Annotated in this window: 9 protein-coding genes; 2 read left to right on the plus strand and 7 right to left on the minus strand. The window is 66.0% G+C overall.

Features of this window, described 5'->3' with window-relative positions:
* Nucleotides 1-238 precede the first annotated feature (238 nt).
* The 3 genes from FBY30_RS02630 to FBY30_RS02640 are packed head-to-tail and all read right to left on the minus strand — an operon-like array spanning nt 239 to nt 7,783.
* The gene (locus FBY30_RS02630) at nt 239-3,949 is read right to left on the minus strand and encodes a 1,4-alpha-glucan branching enzyme (RefSeq protein ID WP_142131117.1); all 3,711 of its coding nucleotides are present in this window, start codon (nt 3,947-3,949) and stop codon (nt 239-241) included.
* Between the two features lies 1 nt (nt 3,950).
* The gene (gene treS / locus FBY30_RS02635) at nt 3,951-5,744 is read right to left on the minus strand and encodes a maltose alpha-D-glucosyltransferase (RefSeq protein WP_142131118.1); all 1,794 of its coding nucleotides are present in this window, start codon (nt 5,742-5,744) and stop codon (nt 3,951-3,953) included.
* Complete coding sequence (locus FBY30_RS02640) at nt 5,741-7,783, minus strand: alpha-1,4-glucan--maltose-1-phosphate maltosyltransferase (RefSeq protein ID WP_142134838.1); 2,043 nt, start codon at nt 7,781-7,783, stop codon at nt 5,741-5,743. The genes treS and FBY30_RS02640 overlap by 4 nt, the downstream gene beginning before the upstream one ends.
* A 191-nt stretch (nt 7,784-7,974) precedes the next feature.
* Here FBY30_RS02640 and glgP point away from each other — a divergent pair, with 191 nt between their 5' ends.
* Nucleotides 7,975-10,593 (plus strand): alpha-glucan family phosphorylase, encoded by a 2,619-nt coding sequence (gene glgP, locus FBY30_RS02645; RefSeq protein ID WP_200830622.1) that lies wholly within the window; start codon nt 7,975-7,977, stop codon nt 10,591-10,593.
* Nucleotides 10,594-10,654: 61 nt separating this feature from the next.
* On the plus strand, nt 10,655-12,442 hold the full coding sequence (locus FBY30_RS02650) for a thiamine pyrophosphate-requiring protein (RefSeq protein WP_142131120.1): 1,788 nt from the start codon (nt 10,655-10,657) through the stop codon (nt 12,440-12,442).
* A gap of 33 nt (nt 12,443-12,475) precedes the next feature.
* Here FBY30_RS02650 and FBY30_RS02655 read toward each other — a convergent pair whose 3' ends face one another.
* The 4 genes from FBY30_RS02655 to rlmB all read right to left on the minus strand — a co-directional run bounded on the left by FBY30_RS02655 (nt 12,476) and on the right by rlmB (nt 16,562).
* Nucleotides 12,476-12,832 carry a barstar family protein gene (locus FBY30_RS02655; protein WP_142030245.1) on the minus strand — a complete coding sequence of 119 codons (357 nt, stop codon included), beginning with the start codon at nt 12,830-12,832 and terminating at the stop codon, nt 12,476-12,478.
* A 7-nt stretch (nt 12,833-12,839) separates the two neighbouring features.
* Nucleotides 12,840-13,328 carry a ribonuclease domain-containing protein gene (locus FBY30_RS02660; RefSeq protein ID WP_142131121.1) on the minus strand — a complete coding sequence of 163 codons (489 nt, stop codon included), beginning with the start codon at nt 13,326-13,328 and terminating at the stop codon, nt 12,840-12,842.
* Between the two features lie 42 nt (nt 13,329-13,370).
* Nucleotides 13,371-15,482 (minus strand): glycogen debranching protein GlgX, encoded by a 2,112-nt coding sequence (glgX, locus tag FBY30_RS02665; RefSeq protein ID WP_142131122.1) that lies wholly within the window; start codon nt 15,480-15,482, stop codon nt 13,371-13,373.
* Between the two features lie 90 nt (nt 15,483-15,572).
* On the minus strand, nt 15,573-16,562 hold the full coding sequence (rlmB, locus tag FBY30_RS02670) for a 23S rRNA (guanosine(2251)-2'-O)-methyltransferase RlmB (protein WP_142131123.1): 990 nt from the start codon (nt 16,560-16,562) through the stop codon (nt 15,573-15,575).
* Nucleotides 16,563-16,595 lie beyond the last annotated feature (33 nt).

Genomic DNA, 16,595 nt, shown 5'->3' on the forward strand with positions numbered 1-16,595 from the left:
ACCCGCTGACATCCTGCGTGTCAAACCAGAGTCCGCGACCATCCTCAGCATAAGCTTGAGGGGATCGTGTTTTCCGTCTGACTCCGTGGAGCAGCGCGGAAATAAACTGTACCACCAGTCTTTCGGGATTGCCACTCCACTCTGAACGAGCCTCCCCAAAGCTGCCGAAAGGCCCGGAATCACGCGGATTCCGGGCCTTTCGCTTACTCAGTTCCGGCTTGCTGAAAGCCGGACCCGATCAGTCAGCCGATGCTGCACCCGGCTTGAAGTAGGACGCGCCCAGCGGCGGCAAGGTGACGGTCAACGTGGCTGGCTGGCCATCCTGTCCGTGATCCGTCGCCTTCAGTTCACCTTCGTTCAGCACGCCGGAGCCCCCGTACGTGGTGTGGTCCGTGTTCAGGACCTCCGTCCAGGCATCGGCCGACGGGACGCCCAGGGTATAGCCAACATGCGGTGCGCCGGAGAAGTTGATGGCGCAGACGATCGGGTTGCCGTCGGTGTCCCACCTGATGAACGACAGGACGTTCCGATCGGCGTCGCCACCATTGATCCACTGGAATCCGGCGGGAACGTTGTCCTGCGTGTACAGGGCCGGCGTGGACGCGTACAGCTCGTTCAGGTCCTTCGTCAGCAACTGCAGTCCCCTGTGTGCAGGGATATCCGCGAGCCACCAATCCAGGCCGTGCTGCTCCGACCATTCGGCTTCCTGGCCAAACTCAGTACCCATGAAGATGAGCTGCTTGCCGGGATGCGCCCACTGGTAGGCAAAGAAGGCGCGGAGGTTGGCCAACTGCTGCCACCGGTCGCCGGGCATCTTGCGGAGCATGGAACCCTTGCCGTGGACAACCTCGTCGTGGCTGATCGGCAGCAGGAAGTTCTCCGTGAAGGCATACACCAGGGAGAACGTCACGGTGCCGTGGTGCCACCTGCGGTTGTAGGGGTCCTCGGAGATGTACTTGAGCGAATCGTGCATCCAGCCCATGTTCCACTTCAGGCCAAAGCCCAGGCCGCCGTGGCTGGTGGGCGCAGTGACGCCCGGGAAGGCCGTGGATTCTTCCGCGATCATCACAGCACCAGGGTGGGTCTTGTAAACGGTGGCGTTGACTTCCTGCAGGAAGGAGATGGCTTCCAGGTTCTCCCTGCCGCCAAAGCGGTTGGGCCGCCACTGGCCTTCCTGGCGCGAGTAATCCAGGTAGAGCATGGAGGCAACCGCGTCCACACGCAGGCCGTCAATGTGGAACTCCTCCAGCCAGTAAAGGGCGTTTGCCACCAGGAAGTTCCGGACCTCCGTGCGGCCGAAATCGAAAATGAGGGTGCCCCAGTCGGGGTGTTCGCCGAGGGCGGGATCGGAGTGCTCGTACAGCGGCTCCCCGTCGAACCGGGCCAGGGCCCAGGAATCCTTGGGGAAGTGCGCCGGCACCCAGTCCAGCAGCACGCCGATGCCGGCCTGGTGGAGGGCGTCCACCAGGTAGCGGAACTCATCCGGGTGGCCGAACCTGGACGTGGGGGCGTAGTAGGACGTGACCTGGTAACCCCATGAACCGCCGAAAGGGTGCTCGGCCACAGGCATGAATTCAACGTGGGTGAATCCGAGCCACTTCACGTACTCCACCAGTTCCTTGGCGAGTTCGCGGTAGCCAAGGCCCAGCCGCCATGATCCGAGGTGCACCTCGTAGACGCTCATGGCCGAATTGTGCGGGTCGCGCTTGCTGCGCGCTTCCATCCACTCGTCGTCCTTGAAGGCGTAGGAGGGCTCCACCACCCGGGACGCGGTCAACGGGGGAACTTCGGTGCCGAACGCCAGCGGATCGGCCTTTTCAACCCAGTAGCCGCCCCGGGTCAGGATCTCGTACTTGTAGCAGGCCCCTGCCGCAACGCCGGGAATGAAGACTTCCCAGACACCGGAGGATCCCAGCGAGCGCATGGAGTTCTCGCGGCCATCCCACGCGTTGAAGTCGCCCTTGACGCGGACGGCCTGTGCATTGGGGGCCCACACAGCAAAGGAAACACCGTCGACGTCCCCGAGCGAGGACTTGTAGTGCTGGACGTGGGCGCCCAGCACCGTCCACAGCTTCTCGTGCCGGCCTTCGCCGATGAGGTGCAGGTCCACTTCACCCACGGTGGGCAGGTAGCGGTACGGCTCATCAACCGTCACCGGCTCCTTGCCCGGGTAGGTGACCGAGAGCCGGTAATCCGGAACGTGTCCCTGCTCCACCGGTTCCAGGACGGCAACCCACACGCCGTGGGCCTCGTGCTGCATGGGGACTTCACCGGCCTGGGTGACCACGGTGATTGCTTCGGCGAGGTGCTTCACGGTGCGGATGGTGACATGCCCGTAGTCGTCCAGATGCGCGCCCAGGACGGAGTGGGGGGCGTGGTGTTCACCGTTCGCGATCCTGCCCAAGGTGCCTTCATCCACGTGCAGGGGCACCCCCGGGCGGTCAGTTCGTGCTGAGCCTGTCATTTCGTTACCTTCCGATGCTGCACCGGCGGACCCGCCGGCACCATTGCTGCCCAGGAGCCGTCTGGAGGCGTTTACTGGAATCGCCACCCAGTCGGGCCTGTTCCGCATTTCATAAACAACTTCGTACAGCGCCTTGTCCAGCCACAATGCCACAAACAGCGGCGAGGTCCGGTCCACCGTGCCGGGAATGACCCCGGCATACCCTTGCAGGAAAGCGTCGGCGCAGTCGTCCACCCAGTTTTCCGGGACTTGCGCGCCTTCCTGTTCGCGCTGGGCTGCTCCGGCTGCGTAGTCGAAGGACCGAAGCATTCCCACGACGTCGCGCAGGGGGACGTCCGGGACGTTCCGTTCGGCGATGGGTCGCAGCGGCTCACCCTCGAAGTCCAGGATGGCCCAGCGGGACTCGTCGCCGGATTGACCGGTCACCAGGAGGATCTGGCCCAGGTGCAGGTCCCCGTGGATGCGCTGAAGCGGCCCGGCTGGAGTCTTGTCCAGGTCGGCCAGCAGGGTCTCCAGGGCATCGTCGTAAGGCCCGACGGCGGCACGGGCTTCAGCCCAGGCGGTGCGGACACGCTGGGCAACAGCAGGTCCTGCCCCCTTGCCCGGTTCAGGCTTGGCTGATTGCCCCAGGGCCTCTGCCAGGCGCTTGTGCACCGTCGCCGTTGCCGCGCCAAGGGCCCGCGCTTCCGACGTGAAGTCCCTGCCCGAGCGCGCAGCGTCCACCGCCAGCCGCCAGGCGTCCCGGCCGCCGGCGAGGAACTCGTGGGCCACGGCAAGCTCACCTTGGACATACCTCGTACCGCTGCCGCCGCCGGCGGTCTTGCCCTGGTTCCCCTTCGCGCCCTGTCCGAGCCACTCCCCCCTGACCCAGCCGAGGGTGGCGGGGACCTCGGAGGTGCCGGCCTTGGTCAGGGCAGCACCCACTTCAATCTCGGGGTTGGTGCCGTCCGAAAGCACCCGGAAGAATTTCACCATGGCGGCCGATTCGCCGTCGTCCACCATGACGGAACTGTTGGACTGCTCACCGGAGAGCACCTTCACCACGCCCTTGGCCGTGGGCAATCGGTACGGACCGTCAACCCGGAACCCCTTGGCGGTGCCACTGGCGGCCTTTTCCTGCTGCCGGATGAGCTCCAGCCACGCGCCCACGAAGTCGGGGTCGTGGACGGCGTCGTAGACCCAGGGGCGGGTGGGATCCATTCCCGCGGCGTTGCCCACCAGGGCCCGCTCCATCCCACCGGCCGGTGCCGGCCGGAAGCTCAAGGGAACCTGGACCACCGCGGTGCGCGGGCCGCCGTCGGGGCCCTCCGTGGTGATGTTGAGGAGGAACACTGCCAGCGCCGCATGTCCGCTGGGGTCCGTCAGCCCCAGGCTGCCCGCCTGGGAGACGTCGAAATCGGGGGTCTTGACCGGAAACCACCGCTGCTGCGGCAGCCATTCCTTGAGCAGCGCGGTGAGGGCGGGAGTGAGGATTGGCTGATTCATCTCAGTTCTCTATCGACAGGATGGGCATGGCCTGGGTGTAGGGCGACGACGGGTTGGACCCCGCCGAGCGCAACCGGAGCCAGAAGAAATCGTGGCTTCCGATGGTCAGGGTGAGGGTGCCGTCGTCGCCGATGCCAGGGAAGATCTGGCCGCCGAAGACATCGCGGAGCCCCCGCCCGGCATATTCGGGGATGCGCAGCGTGGCAGCCACCGGGTGCTGGGAAAGGTTGAAGGCGCAAAGTATGGTCTCGGCGTCGGCACCGGCAGGGTTGCCGGCCGGCAGCTCCCGCAGGTACGCCAGGACGGCGTCATGGTCTGCTTCCACGTGCTTGAATCCGCCCAGCCCGAAGGCGGGGTGGTTCTTGCGGACGCTGAGGATTTGCCGGGTCCAGCGCAGCAGGGACCCTGAATGCGCCGCCTCCGCTTCCACGTTGGCCATGGCGTAGTTGTACACCAGGGACTGGATGGGCGGCAGGTAGAGCTTGCCGGGATCCGCGTGCGAGAAGCCGGCGTTCCGGTCCGGGTTCCACTGCATGGGCGTGCGGACGGCGTCGCGGTCCTCAAGCCAGATGTTGTCTCCCATGCCGATTTCGTCCCCGTAGTACAGGAACGGGCTGCCTGGAAGCGAGAGCAGGAGCGCGTTGATCAGCTCGATCTCGGCCCGGGAGTTGTCCAGCAAAGGGGCGAGCCGGCGCCGGATACCGATGTTGGCCCGCATGCGCGGGTCCGGCGCGTACCACCCGAGCATCGCCGCCCGTTCGTCGGCGGTGACCATTTCCAGGGTCAGTTCATCGTGGTTGCGGAGGAAGGTGCCCCACTGTGCGCCCTCGGGGATATCCGGGGTTTCGCGCATAGTTTCGATGATGGGGGCGGCTTTCTGGTCCCGCAGGGCGTAGTACAGGCGGGGCATGATGGGGAAGTGGAAGGCCATATGGCATTCGGGTTCCTCCACGGTGCCGAAATACTCCACCACCTCGTTGGGCGGCTGGTTTGCTTCGGCGATGATCACGCGGCCGGGATAGTTTTCATCCACCATGGTCCGGAGCTGGCGGAGGAACTCATGCGTTGCCGGCAGGTTCTCGCAGTTGGTGCCCTCTTCCTCGTAGAGGTAGGGGATGGCATCGGCCCGGAAACCGTCGATCCCCTGGTCCAGCCAGAACCGGACCACGTCAAAGACCGCGTCGATCACCGCGGGGTTTTCGAAGTTCAGGTCCGGCTGGTGGCTGAAGAACCGATGCCAGAAGAACTGCCGCCGGATGGGATCGAACGTCCAGTTCGATTCCTCCGTGTCAACGAAGATTATGCGGGCATCCTGGTACTTCTCGTCGGTGTCGCTCCAGACGTAGAAGTCTCCGAACGGGCCGTCCGGGTCCTTGCGGGATTCCTGGAACCAGGGGTGCTGGTCCGAGGTGTGGTTCAACGGGAGATCGATGATGACCCGGACGCCGCGGGCGTGGGCTTCTGCCACCAGCCGCTTGAAATCGCTGATGGTGCCGAACTCGTCCAGGACGGAGTTGTAATCGGAAATGTCATAGCCGCCATCCCGCAGCGGCGACTGGAAGAACGGGGGCAGCCAGAGGCAGTCGACGCCCAGCCACTGCAGGTAGTCCAGCCGGTCGATGAGTCCGGAGAAGTCCCCGGACCCATCGCCGTTGGCATCCGCAAAGGCCCTCACAAGTACTTCGTAGAACACTGCCTTGCGGTACCACAACGGGTCATGCTGAAGGCCGGGTGCATTTAGCTCGAACGTGCTCTTTGGGGTGAAGTGGCCGGAACTTTGCGGATTGAAATTCACTGATGCATTCTCCTCACGCTCAGGATGTGGGCGGGCTCCACGTGCGGATCCAGGCGCACGTAGTTGTACTCGCCCCATTCCCAGCTTTGGCCGGAGATCAGGTCATCCACATAGAAGCCGCCGCCCGGCGTGAGGTCCTGCGGGTCCAGTTCCAGGGCTGCCAGGTCCAGCGCCACGCTGCATTCCTTGGTGACGTGCGGATCCACATTGACCACCACGATGATGGTGTCCTTGGACCCGTCGGGAAGCGTCTTGTGCTTGGAGAAGACCACGGTGGAGTCGTCCGTGCTCTGGTGGACCGTCAGGTTCTGCAGGTCCAGCAGCGCCGAATGGTCCCGCCGGATGTGGTTGAGCCGGGTGATGTACGGGGCCAGCGAGCGCCCTGATTCCGCGGCCGCATCCCAGTCGCGGGCCTTGTATTCGAACTTTTCGTTGTCGATGTACTCCTCCGCGCCGGGCCGGGCCACGTGCTCGAACAGCTCATAGCCGGCGTAGACGCCCCAGAGCGGGCTTCCGGTGGAGGCAAGCACCGCCCGGATGCGGAATGCCGCCGGTCCCCCGTACTGCAGGAATTCGGTGAGGATATCCGGGGTGTTGACGAAAAAGTTCGGGCGGAAGAACGCCGGGGACTCGTGGCTGACCTCGTCGAAGTACTCCTGGATTTCCTTCTTGGTGTTCCGCCAGGTGAAGTAGGTGTAGGACTGCTGGAACCCTGCCCTGCCCAGTGCGTGCATCATGGCGGGCCGGGTGAAGGCTTCGGCGAGGAACACCACGCCGGGCTCGGCTTTATTCACTTCCGCAATAAGCCATTCCCAGAACCACACGGGTTTGGTATGCGGGTTATCCACCCGGAAAATCTTTACCCCGTGGCTGACCCAAAGGAGCACAATCCGCAGAATTTCCTGGGAAAGGCCTTCCGGGTCATTATCGAAATTGAGCGGATATATGTCCTGGTACTTCTTTGGCGGGTTTTCCGCGTAGGCAATGCTGCCGTCCACCCGGGTGGTGAACCATTCAGGATGGGACTGTACCCACGGGTGGTCCGGTGCTGCCTGCAGCGCGAGATCCAGGGCTACTTCCAGGCCCAGCTCGTTGGCCCGCGCCACGAAGGCATCGAAATCCTCGAAGGTGCCAAGGTCGGGATGGATGGCGTCGTGGCCGCCCTCCTTGGCTCCAATGGCCCAGGGTGAGCCGGGATCGTTGGGGCCGGCCACAAGGGTGTTGTTGGGGCCCTTGCGGTGCTGCAGGCCGATGGGGTGGATGGGCGGCATGTACAGGACGTCGAAGCCCATGGCCGCCACGGCGTCAAGCCGCTTTGCCGCGGTCCGGAAGTTCCCCGAGGTCCACGCGCCGGTGTTGTGGTCCTTGACGGCGCCTTCGGACCGGGGGAAGAACTCGTACCAGGCGCCGCGCCCGGCACGGTCCCGCTCCACCAGCAGGGGGTATTTTCGGGACACGGTCACCAGTTCGCGGATGGGCTGGCGGGCCACGATGTCCGCGATCTCCGCGCTGAATCCTGCCCCGAGGCGCTCCTCGGTGCTGCGGGACTGGTCCGCGAGTGCGTCCGCGGCACGCTGCAGGGCTGCCCGGTCCACGTCGTCCCGGAAGTCCTCCGCGGCGGCTTCACCAAGCAGCTTGGCACCCTCCGCAAGCATGAGTTCGACGTCGATGCCGGCGTCGATCTTCACCTCCGCGTTGTGGTGCCAGGTGCCGTAGCGGTCGTGCCAGGCTTCGATGACGAAGGACCAGTTTCCGGTTTCCGACGGCGTGAGGATGCCTTCCCAGCGGTCCGTGCCCATGCCGCGTTCCCCGCGGGGCGGCGCAAGCCGGACGCGCTGGCGCTCTGCGCCGGACGGGTCCAGGAGCACTGCGCTGACGCCGAGCATGTCATGGCCTTCGCGGAAGGCGGTGGCGCCCACCACGATCGCTTCGCCGGGCAGGGCCTTGGCCGGGAACTTGCCGTCCTCGACGACAGGCTGCACGGCGGTGATGGGAAAACGTCCGAACCGCAGGCCCTCGGTGATTCGGCGCTGGGGCATTTTGGTGGATGCTGCACTGGTTCCTGAGTTAGTCGTCACAGGCTTGACGTTAGCGAGAAATGCGCAGGATTGCTAAGCCTGCTCACTAAATACGCCGTGCCGCGGCCCAATTTCTTCACGCCCCTGTCATTTACCCAAAAGAAACCGAAAGCTGGTTCCGGCCGCGCATGTTGTCGGTTAGTGTGACGCAGGTGAAGGCAATCCGCAGGTTTACGGTCCGTACAGTCCTCCCCGAGCCCATTCGGCCGCTGGCCAGGCTGGCCAGCAATTTGCGGTGGTCCTGGCACCGCCCCACCCGGGAACTCTTCGCCGCGCTGAACCCGCGTCTGTGGGAGGAAAGCGGGCAGGACCCCATAGGTTTCCTGGGCATGGTGAGCCGCGAGGAGTTCCAGCAGCTCGCCGCGGACCAGTCCGTGGTGGAGCGGGTGCGCGCCGCCGAAAAGGACCTTGACCGGTACCTTGAGGAGCCGCGCTGGTACCAGGGACTGGGGCCCGATGCTCCGGCCGCCATTGCCTACTTCTCCCCCGAGTTCGGCATCACCGAGGTCCTTCCCCAGTATTCGGGCGGCCTGGGCATCCTTGCCGGTGACCACCTCAAGGCGGCCTCGGACCTGGGCGTCCCCCTGATCGGCGTGGGCCTGCTCTACCAGGCCGGCTACTTCAAGCAGTCCCTCTCCCGCGACGCCTGGCAGCAGGAGACCTATCCCGTCCTGGACCCTGACGGGCTGCCGCTCACCCTGCTCCGCGAGCCGTCCCCGGACGGCAACGGCAAGGCACTGGAGATCTCCCTGCCCCTGCCCAACGGCCGGCGCCTGCTGGCACACATCTGGCGGGCCGACGTCGGACGCGTTCCCCTGCTCCTCCTGGACTCCAACGTTCCCGGCAATGACGACGCCGCCCGCAGCATCACCGACCGGCTGTACGGCGGCGGCGGCGACCACCGGCTCCAGCAGGAGCTGCTGCTCGGCATGGGCGGGGTCAAGGCCCTGCGCGCCTTCCAGAAACTGACCGGCTGCGCGGCCCCGGAAGTGTTCCACACCAACGAGGGTCACGCCGGGTTCCTGGGCATCGAGCGCATCCAGGAACTGATGTCCGGCGAGCAGGCACTGACGTTCGACGAAGCACTGGCCGCCGGACGCGCCTCAACGGTGTTCACCACCCACACGCCGGTTCCGGCCGGCATCGACCGGTTCGAAATCAACCAGATCAGCCACTTCTTCCAGGCCGGGCTGGCCCCCGCGGTGCCGGTGGACCGGATCCTGGAACTCGGCCGGGAAAACTACGCGGACGGAAACCCCTCCGTCTTCAACATGGCCGTCATGGGCCTGCGCCTGGCCCAGCGCGCCAACGGCGTGGCCAAGCTGCACGGCGAAGTGTCCCGCGGCATGTTCTCCGCACTGTGGCCGGGCTTCGACCACTCGGAGGTGCCCATCACCTCCGTGACCAACGGGGTCCACGTGCCCACGTGGGTGGACAGCCGCATCTCCAAGCTGGCCCGCGACCAGTTTGGCAGCGAGGCGGAAGCCCTGGGCAAGTGGGACCTCGCCTACAACGTCAGCGACGCCGACGTCTGGGCCCTGCGCCGGGAACTGCGGGCGGCCCTGGTGGAGGACGTCCGGCGCAGGCTGCGTGCCGCGTGGAAGAAGCGCGGCGCCGCCGACGCTGAGCTGGGCTGGACGGACAACGTCCTGGACCCGGACGTGCTCACCATCGGGTTTGCCCGCCGCGTGCCCACCTACAAGCGCCTCACCCTGATGCTGCGCGAACCTGCCCGGCTCAAGGCACTGCTCCTGCACAAGGAACACCCCATCCAGCTGGTCATCGCCGGCAAGTCCCACCCCGCCGATGACGCCGGCAAGAAGATGATCCAGGACCTGGTGCGTTTCTCGGATGATCCCGAAATCAGGCACCGGATCGCATTCCTGCCCAACTACGACATCGCCATGGCCAGGACCCTGTTTCCCGGATGCGACGTCTGGCTGAACAACCCGCTGCGGCCTTTGGAAGCCTGCGGTACGTCCGGCATGAAGGCAGCACTGAACGGGTCCCTGAACCTGTCCGTCCTGGATGGCTGGTGGGACGAGATGTACGACGGCGAGAACGGCTGGGCCATCCCCACCGCCAACAACGACGCCTCGCCGGAGGAACGTGACGACATCGAGGCCGCGGCGCTGTACGAGTTGCTGGAAACGCAGGTGGCTCCGCGCTTCTACGGGAGCACGGTCTCCGAGGGCGCCGGCGCTGCGGGGCCGTCGACCACCAGGAGCGAAACGGTGCCCACCCACTGGGTGTCCATGATCAAGCACACCCTGTCCCACCTAGGGCCGCAGGTCTCGGCTGAGCGCATGCTCCGGGACTACGTGAACACCCTGTACCGTCCCGCCGCGGATGCGGGCCGCAGCGCCACCGCCAACTCCTACGCCCAGGCGCGGGCACTGGCGTCCTGGTCGGCGAAGGTTCGCGGCGCGTGGCCGCAGGTGCATGTGGAGCATGTGGATTCCGTGGGCGTGTCCGAGGATCCGCAGATCGGCGACACCCTGCAGGTCAACGCCTACGTGGCCCTGAACGCGCTCACCCCGGACGATGTCTGCGTGGAGGTGGCCTACGGGCGGGCGGAAGAGAACGACGCCCTGGCGGACATCACCATGATGGAGCTGCAGGTGAAGGAGGACCTGGGCAACGGGCGCCACCTTTTCAGCGGTTCCCTGGTGATCGACCGCTCCGGGCCCTTCGGCTACACCGTCCGGGTCCTGCCGCGGCATGAGGCCCTGGCGTCCAAGGCCGAGCTGGGACTGATCGTCAACGCTTAGCCCCCGGGTCTGATGGGTACGGTTCCTGGCAGGCAGGCCAGGAACCCAACCAGGAGGACCAATGACCGAACGCACGGTGGCCGACGTAATCGTGGAGCGCCTCACCACATGGGGCGTGGACCGGGTCTTCGGCTACAGCGGGGACGGAATCAACGGGTTCATGGGCGCCCTGCGCCGCACCGAGGGACAGGTTGAGTTTGTTCAGGCGCGGCATGAGGAGTCGGCCGCATTCATGGCCGTGGGCCATGCCAAATACACCGGCGGCGTAGGGGTGGTCACCTCCACCCAGGGCCCCGGCGCCGTCCACCTGCTCAACGGGCTGTACGACGCCAAGCTGGACGGCGTGCCGGTGGTGGCCATCGTGGGACAGCAGAGCCGCACCGTGCTGGGTTCCGCCTACATGCAGGAAATCGACCTCATGGCGCTGTTCAAGGACGTCGCTTCCCAGTTCGTGCAACAGGTCAGCGCGGCGGAGCAGGTGCCCATGGTGCTGGACCGGGCCTTCCGGACGGCGAAGGCCACCTCCTCCCCCTGCGTGGTGATCATCCCCCACGACGTGCAGTCTGCGCCGGCCCCGGAGCTTGGGCAGCAGCACGGCATCGTGGTCACCGCGCCGTCCTGGAGCGCCGCGGCCAAGACTCCCCGTGAAGAGGACCTCGCCGCCGCTGCCGCCCTGCTCAATTCGGCGGAACGGGTAGCGCTCCTGGTAGGGCAGGGAGCCAGGCACGCCCGCGACGAAGTAGTGGCGATTGCGGAGAAGCTTGGCGCGGGAATCGCCACCAGCCTGCTGGGCAAGCCCTACGTGGATGAGAGCCTGCCCATCGCGGTGGGGACCATGGGACATCTTGGCACCACGGCCAGCGCGCACCTGCTGGGCACCTGCGACGCCCTCCTGATCGTGGGCTCCAACGACCCCTGGACCGAGTTCTATCCGCCGCCCGGCGCTGCCCGTACCGTCCAGATCGACATCGACGAGAAGAAGATCGGCAACCGCTACCCCGTCGAGGTGGGCCTGGCAGGCGACGCCGCCTCAGCCCTTGAGGCCCTCAACCAACGCCTGGAGCACCGTCCGCGGACCCAGTGGCGCTCGGAGGTGGAGGCAGAAGTCAGCCGCTGGCGCATCCTGGCGGCAGACCGTGCCGCCGTCCCCGCCAGCCCCGTCAACCCGGAACGCGTGGTGCGCGAGCTCAACGGCAGGCTGCCCGGAGACGCCCTGGTGAGTGTCGACGTCGGAAGCTGCGTCTACTGGTACGCCCGCCAACTGGTGCTGCCCCAGGGCGTCCCTGCGCACCTTTCCGGGACGCTTGCCAGCATGGGCTGCTCCATCCCGTACGGGATCGCCGCCAAGCTGGCCCACCCTGACCGTCCCCTGCTGGCCCTGGCCGGGGACGGCGCCATGCAGATGCTGGGCGTGGCGGAGTTGGTCACGGTGGCGCACCGCTGGCGTCAGTGGCAGGACCCCCGGTTCGTGGTGTGCGTGTTCAATAACCGGGAGCTGACCGAGGTCACGTGGGAGCAGCGTGAGTCGGAGGCTGAGCCGCGGTTTGCCGCGAGCCAGGAACTGCCCGATTTTCCCTTCGCCGGCTACGCCGACCTGCTGGGGCTCAAAGGCATCCGTGTTGAAGACCCGGAGCTGCTTGCAGAGGCGTGGGAGCAGGCCTTCGCCGCAGACTGCCCTGTGGTGATCGAGGTGCTGACCGACCCCGAGATCCCGCTGCTGCCGCCCTTCCCGGCAGGGCGGCAGAAGGCGGACAGCATGCGGAAGGGCCTGGCAGCAGAGGACGACGGCGGCAGGGCCTCGGCATTGCTGGACACCTATGTTTCGCATGAGGAGCGCCCGCAGGGCTAGCCGGGGTGCGCCGCCCTTAAAGTAGGAGCTGCTTCAGAGGAGTACGGCGGTGACGGCCAGGTCCTTGCCCGCGTAGCGTTCGGCGTCCTGCAGGATTTCGCAGATGATGCCGAACGACCGGTCGCTGCGGAACGGGGCGGCCACCTGCCACAGGACCGTGACGGGCGGGTTGCCGTTGTCGGTGATGCTGTCCGCGAAGTCGTGGAGCGAGTCGTTCAGGGCGTCGAGGTTCACGCCATAGTGTTCGGGAAAGTCCAGGACCTCACCGAAGGTTTCCAGGACGGCGCGCTTGCTGTCCGCGGGCGGGACCACCACGCTGCGGCGGCCGGCGTCAGCCACCTGTTCCTGCAGTTCTTCCAGGGTCCAGGTGTCGCCGGAGAAGATTTTCATGGTTGTGCTAGCTGCCTTCCGCTATGTACTTGAACGTTGCGTAGTGGTCCCCGGTGTAATACTTCTCGCCGCCATTCCCCGCCACGATGCGCCGGGCACCCCGGTCCCCTTCACCGGGCGTTGGAACGGTGTATTCGCGGTAGTAGCCCCGGTCCTTGACCGGCAGGACCCGTTCGAAGTTTCCGAATACCTGGTCATCCTGGCTGTACTGGTATGGGCCGCGCGCGCGGATCAGCGCCAGCACCCTCCGGCCTTCGACGGGGAGCGCCGACTCCCGGATTTCCGGCAGGTTGGACGGGTTGGCCGCCCGGTGGGGCACAGACTGCTTGGCCGCCCCTGACGCAGCCGTGCCGCCCGGAGTGGACCCTTGGCTGGAGGCCGTTCCCGGCGTCGCACTTTCCGTTTGTTGGCCCAGCAACCCCGCCCCGCCGAATGCCACCATGGCCAGCACCACCAGGGTGGTGATGAGCAAGGGAACGATGGAGCGGTTGCGCATTCGGGGGTACCTGCCGGCCGGTGGGTTGATCTTTGGAGGTGTCTACGTGCGGTAAATGCTGATGGAGTTGGCCTCGGCGAGGTCGGTTTCCCCCGAAGGCACCTGGATTCCCTGCCGCTCCTTGTGGCGCGGTGAGGTGGTCAGCCGAAGCTCGAACAGGCTGGGGGTCCGCCTCCCTGCGTCGGGGAGCGTGACCTCCACGTCGGAGGCGCTGCCGTTGACCACCACCAGGCCGGCCAGCTCGCCGTTGTCATCCCCCAACAGGAGCTGCATGACCCGGCAGTGCGGATCGTTCCAGCGGTCGGCGGACATGGGCTGGCCCTCGTGGTCGAACCAGTAAAGGTAGGACTGCTCGTCCCGGACCGGGAAGTCGTGGGGCTGGGCGGCCAGAAACTCCTTGCGCAACCGGATGTACCGCTTGGTGCTGCGCAGCATTTCGTGTGCCTCCGGCGACAGCGTCCAATCCAGCCAGGTGATGTGGTTGTCCTGGCAGTAGGCGTTGTTGTTGCCCTGCTGCGTCCTTGCCAGCTCGTCTCCGGCGGTGATCATGGGCACTCCCAGAGACACCATCAGCGATGCCATGAGGTTGCGCCTGGACTGGGCACGTTTTGCCAGGATTACGCCGTTCTCCGTGGGGCCTTCCACGCCGTGGTTGTAGCTGCGGTTGTCGCCGTGCCCGTCCCTGTTTTCCTCGCCGTTGTCCTCGTTGTGCTTGCGGTCGTAGGACACGAGGTCGTTCACGGTGAAGCCATCATGGGCGGTGACGAAGTTGACCGACGCCAGGCGCGAGCGGCCGGACGCCTGGAAGAGGCTTGCGGAACCGGACAGGGCGTCCGCCAGCTTGGCCATGGTTCCGCCATGGCCGCCTGCGTCTATAGCTGCCCGGTCTGCCAGCCAGAAGGTCCGCACTGCATCCCGGAAGTGGTCGTTCCAGTCCACCCACCCGGGCGGGAATTGGCCGGTCTGCCAGCCGCCGTAGCCAATGTCCCAGGGTTCGGCGATCAGCTTGACCTCGGACAGGACGGGATCGGCGGCGACGCCGGTGAGGAAGGGGTGCTTGGGATCAAACTCGTTTGCGGCATTACGGCACAGTGTGACGGCCAGGTCGAAGCGGAAGCCGTCGATGTGGAACTCATCCACCCAATACCGCAGGGAATCGGTCACCAACTGGACCACGCGCGGGTCCGCAAAGTTGAGCGCGTTGCCGCAGCCCGTGGTGTCGACGAATTTGCCGTGGTCGTCCACCCGGTAGTAGGTGTCCTTCCCCAGTGCCTTGAAGTTCAGGACCGGCCCCTCAACTCCGCCCTCTGCCGTGTGGTTGTAGACGACGTCGAGGATGACCTCCAGCCCGGCGGCGTGCAGGGCCTTGACCATGGCCTTGAATTCGTCCTGGACCGCTTGTGCACCGGCTTCCTGCGCAGCCTGGGTGGCGTACCCGGGGTGCGGAGCAAAGAAGGCAGCGGTGTTGTAACCCCAGTAGTTGCTGAGCCCCAGGTCCTGCAGGTGCGGTTCGTCGATGTGGAAGTGGACAGGCAGCAGCTGGACAGACGTGATGCCCAGGCTGGTGAGATGCTCGACGACAGCAGGATGCGCCAGGCCGGCGTAGGTGCCCCTCAGTTCTTTCGGCACGTCCGGATGGAGCATGCTCTGGCCGCGGACATGGGCTTCGTAGACGATGGTGTTGCGCCAGGGAAGACGCAGGCGTTCGTCCGTTCCCCAGTCAAAGTCGGCGGCGGTGCGGACGCTGGTGAGGACGCCGTCGCGCTGGTCAACTCCCCTGCTGTAGGGGTCCAACAGCAATGGCTGCCTGGCTGACCCGTTGCCGCCGTTGTTGCCCATGGGAACGGCAGGCGGCAACGGCTGGTTGTCCGACGACGGACGAAAGCCGTAGCGCGACCCGTAGGGCAAGTCCTCCACGATGCCGTGGTGGACGCCCCTGCTGATGTTGGGCAGGGTCTGGACCCGCCACTCCCCGCCCGGAGGGCAGTAGGCGATGTCCAGGCTGGGGACGTCCGGCGCGAAGCAGGCAACATTGGCGCGCCCGCCCGCATGGTGGCGGGTACCGCCGGAATCAGCGCGTGGAACCGTCACGCCAAGCGGAACAGCCGTGGAGGCGTCCATGGCGGGCGTGGTGTCGAAAAGCGGCATGACCATCACCTAAATAGTAGCGGCCATTGCCACTTGACCAGCCCTGACGCCTCTGCGGCGCCGGGAAAGCTGCCGGGGGACGTGGGTCCCGGCTAATTATCCCGCGGCGCGCTGGCGGGAGACCTCATACAGCGAGATGCCCACGGCCATCGAGGCGTTGAGTGACTCCATGGCCGAATCGATGGGGATGGAGACGATCTGGTCGCAGTTTTCCCGGACAAGGCGGCTCAGGCCCTTTCCTTCAGAGCCCACCACGATGCACACCGGCTCGGTGGCCAAGGTGAGGTCAGGCAGCGAAACGTCGCCGTCGCCGTCGAGCCCCAGCACGAAGATGCCCATGTTCTTGAACTGCTTCAGGGCGTTGTTCAGGTTGGAGGCGCGGGCCACGGGCACGCGGACAGCCGCACCGGCGCTGGTCTTCCAGGCCGAGGCGGTGACGCCCACGGAGCGGCGCTCGGGCACGATGACGCCGTGACCGCTGAAGGCGGAGACGGAGCGGATGATGGCGCCCAGGTTGCGGGGATCGGTGATGCCGTCCAGGGCGACGAAGAGCGGGGCGTTGGCGATGTGCCCCTTCTTCCACTTCTCCACGGTCTCTTCGGCCAGTTCGTAGGCGTCCTGATACTCGTAGGGCGGGATCTGCAGCACCAGGCCCTGGTGGACGGCGTCATCCGTCATCCGGTCCAGCTCGGGCTTGCCGGTCTCCATCAGCGGGATACCGCGTTCGGCGGCGAGCTTCAGGGATTCCTTGACGCGGTCGTCCATCTCGATGCGGATGGCCACGTGCAGTGCCTTGGCCGGGATGCCCGCACGCAGCGCTTCAACCACCGAGTTGCGTCCGGTGACTACTTCCTCGGTGGCACGCCCCTTGGGTCCGGATTTGCCGGCGCCGGCGCTGCGGGCACCGGTGCCGCGCTTCGCGGCGGAGCGTTCGGCGAGCTGCCTTGCCTTGTGGGCCTTGTGGTAGACGCGGTCCTCGGCTTTGGGCGTGGGCCCCTTGCCTTCGAGGGCCTTGCGGCCATGGCCACCGGTTCCGACGGTTGGGCCCTTCTTCGCTTTCACCGATCGGCGACCATTGTTGGCCATGATGTTCCACCCTTGATTGTGCTGACTGAGTCT

This window comes from Arthrobacter sp. SLBN-83 (assembly GCF_006715285.1).
Lineage (GTDB): Bacteria > Actinomycetota > Actinomycetes > Actinomycetales > Micrococcaceae > Arthrobacter.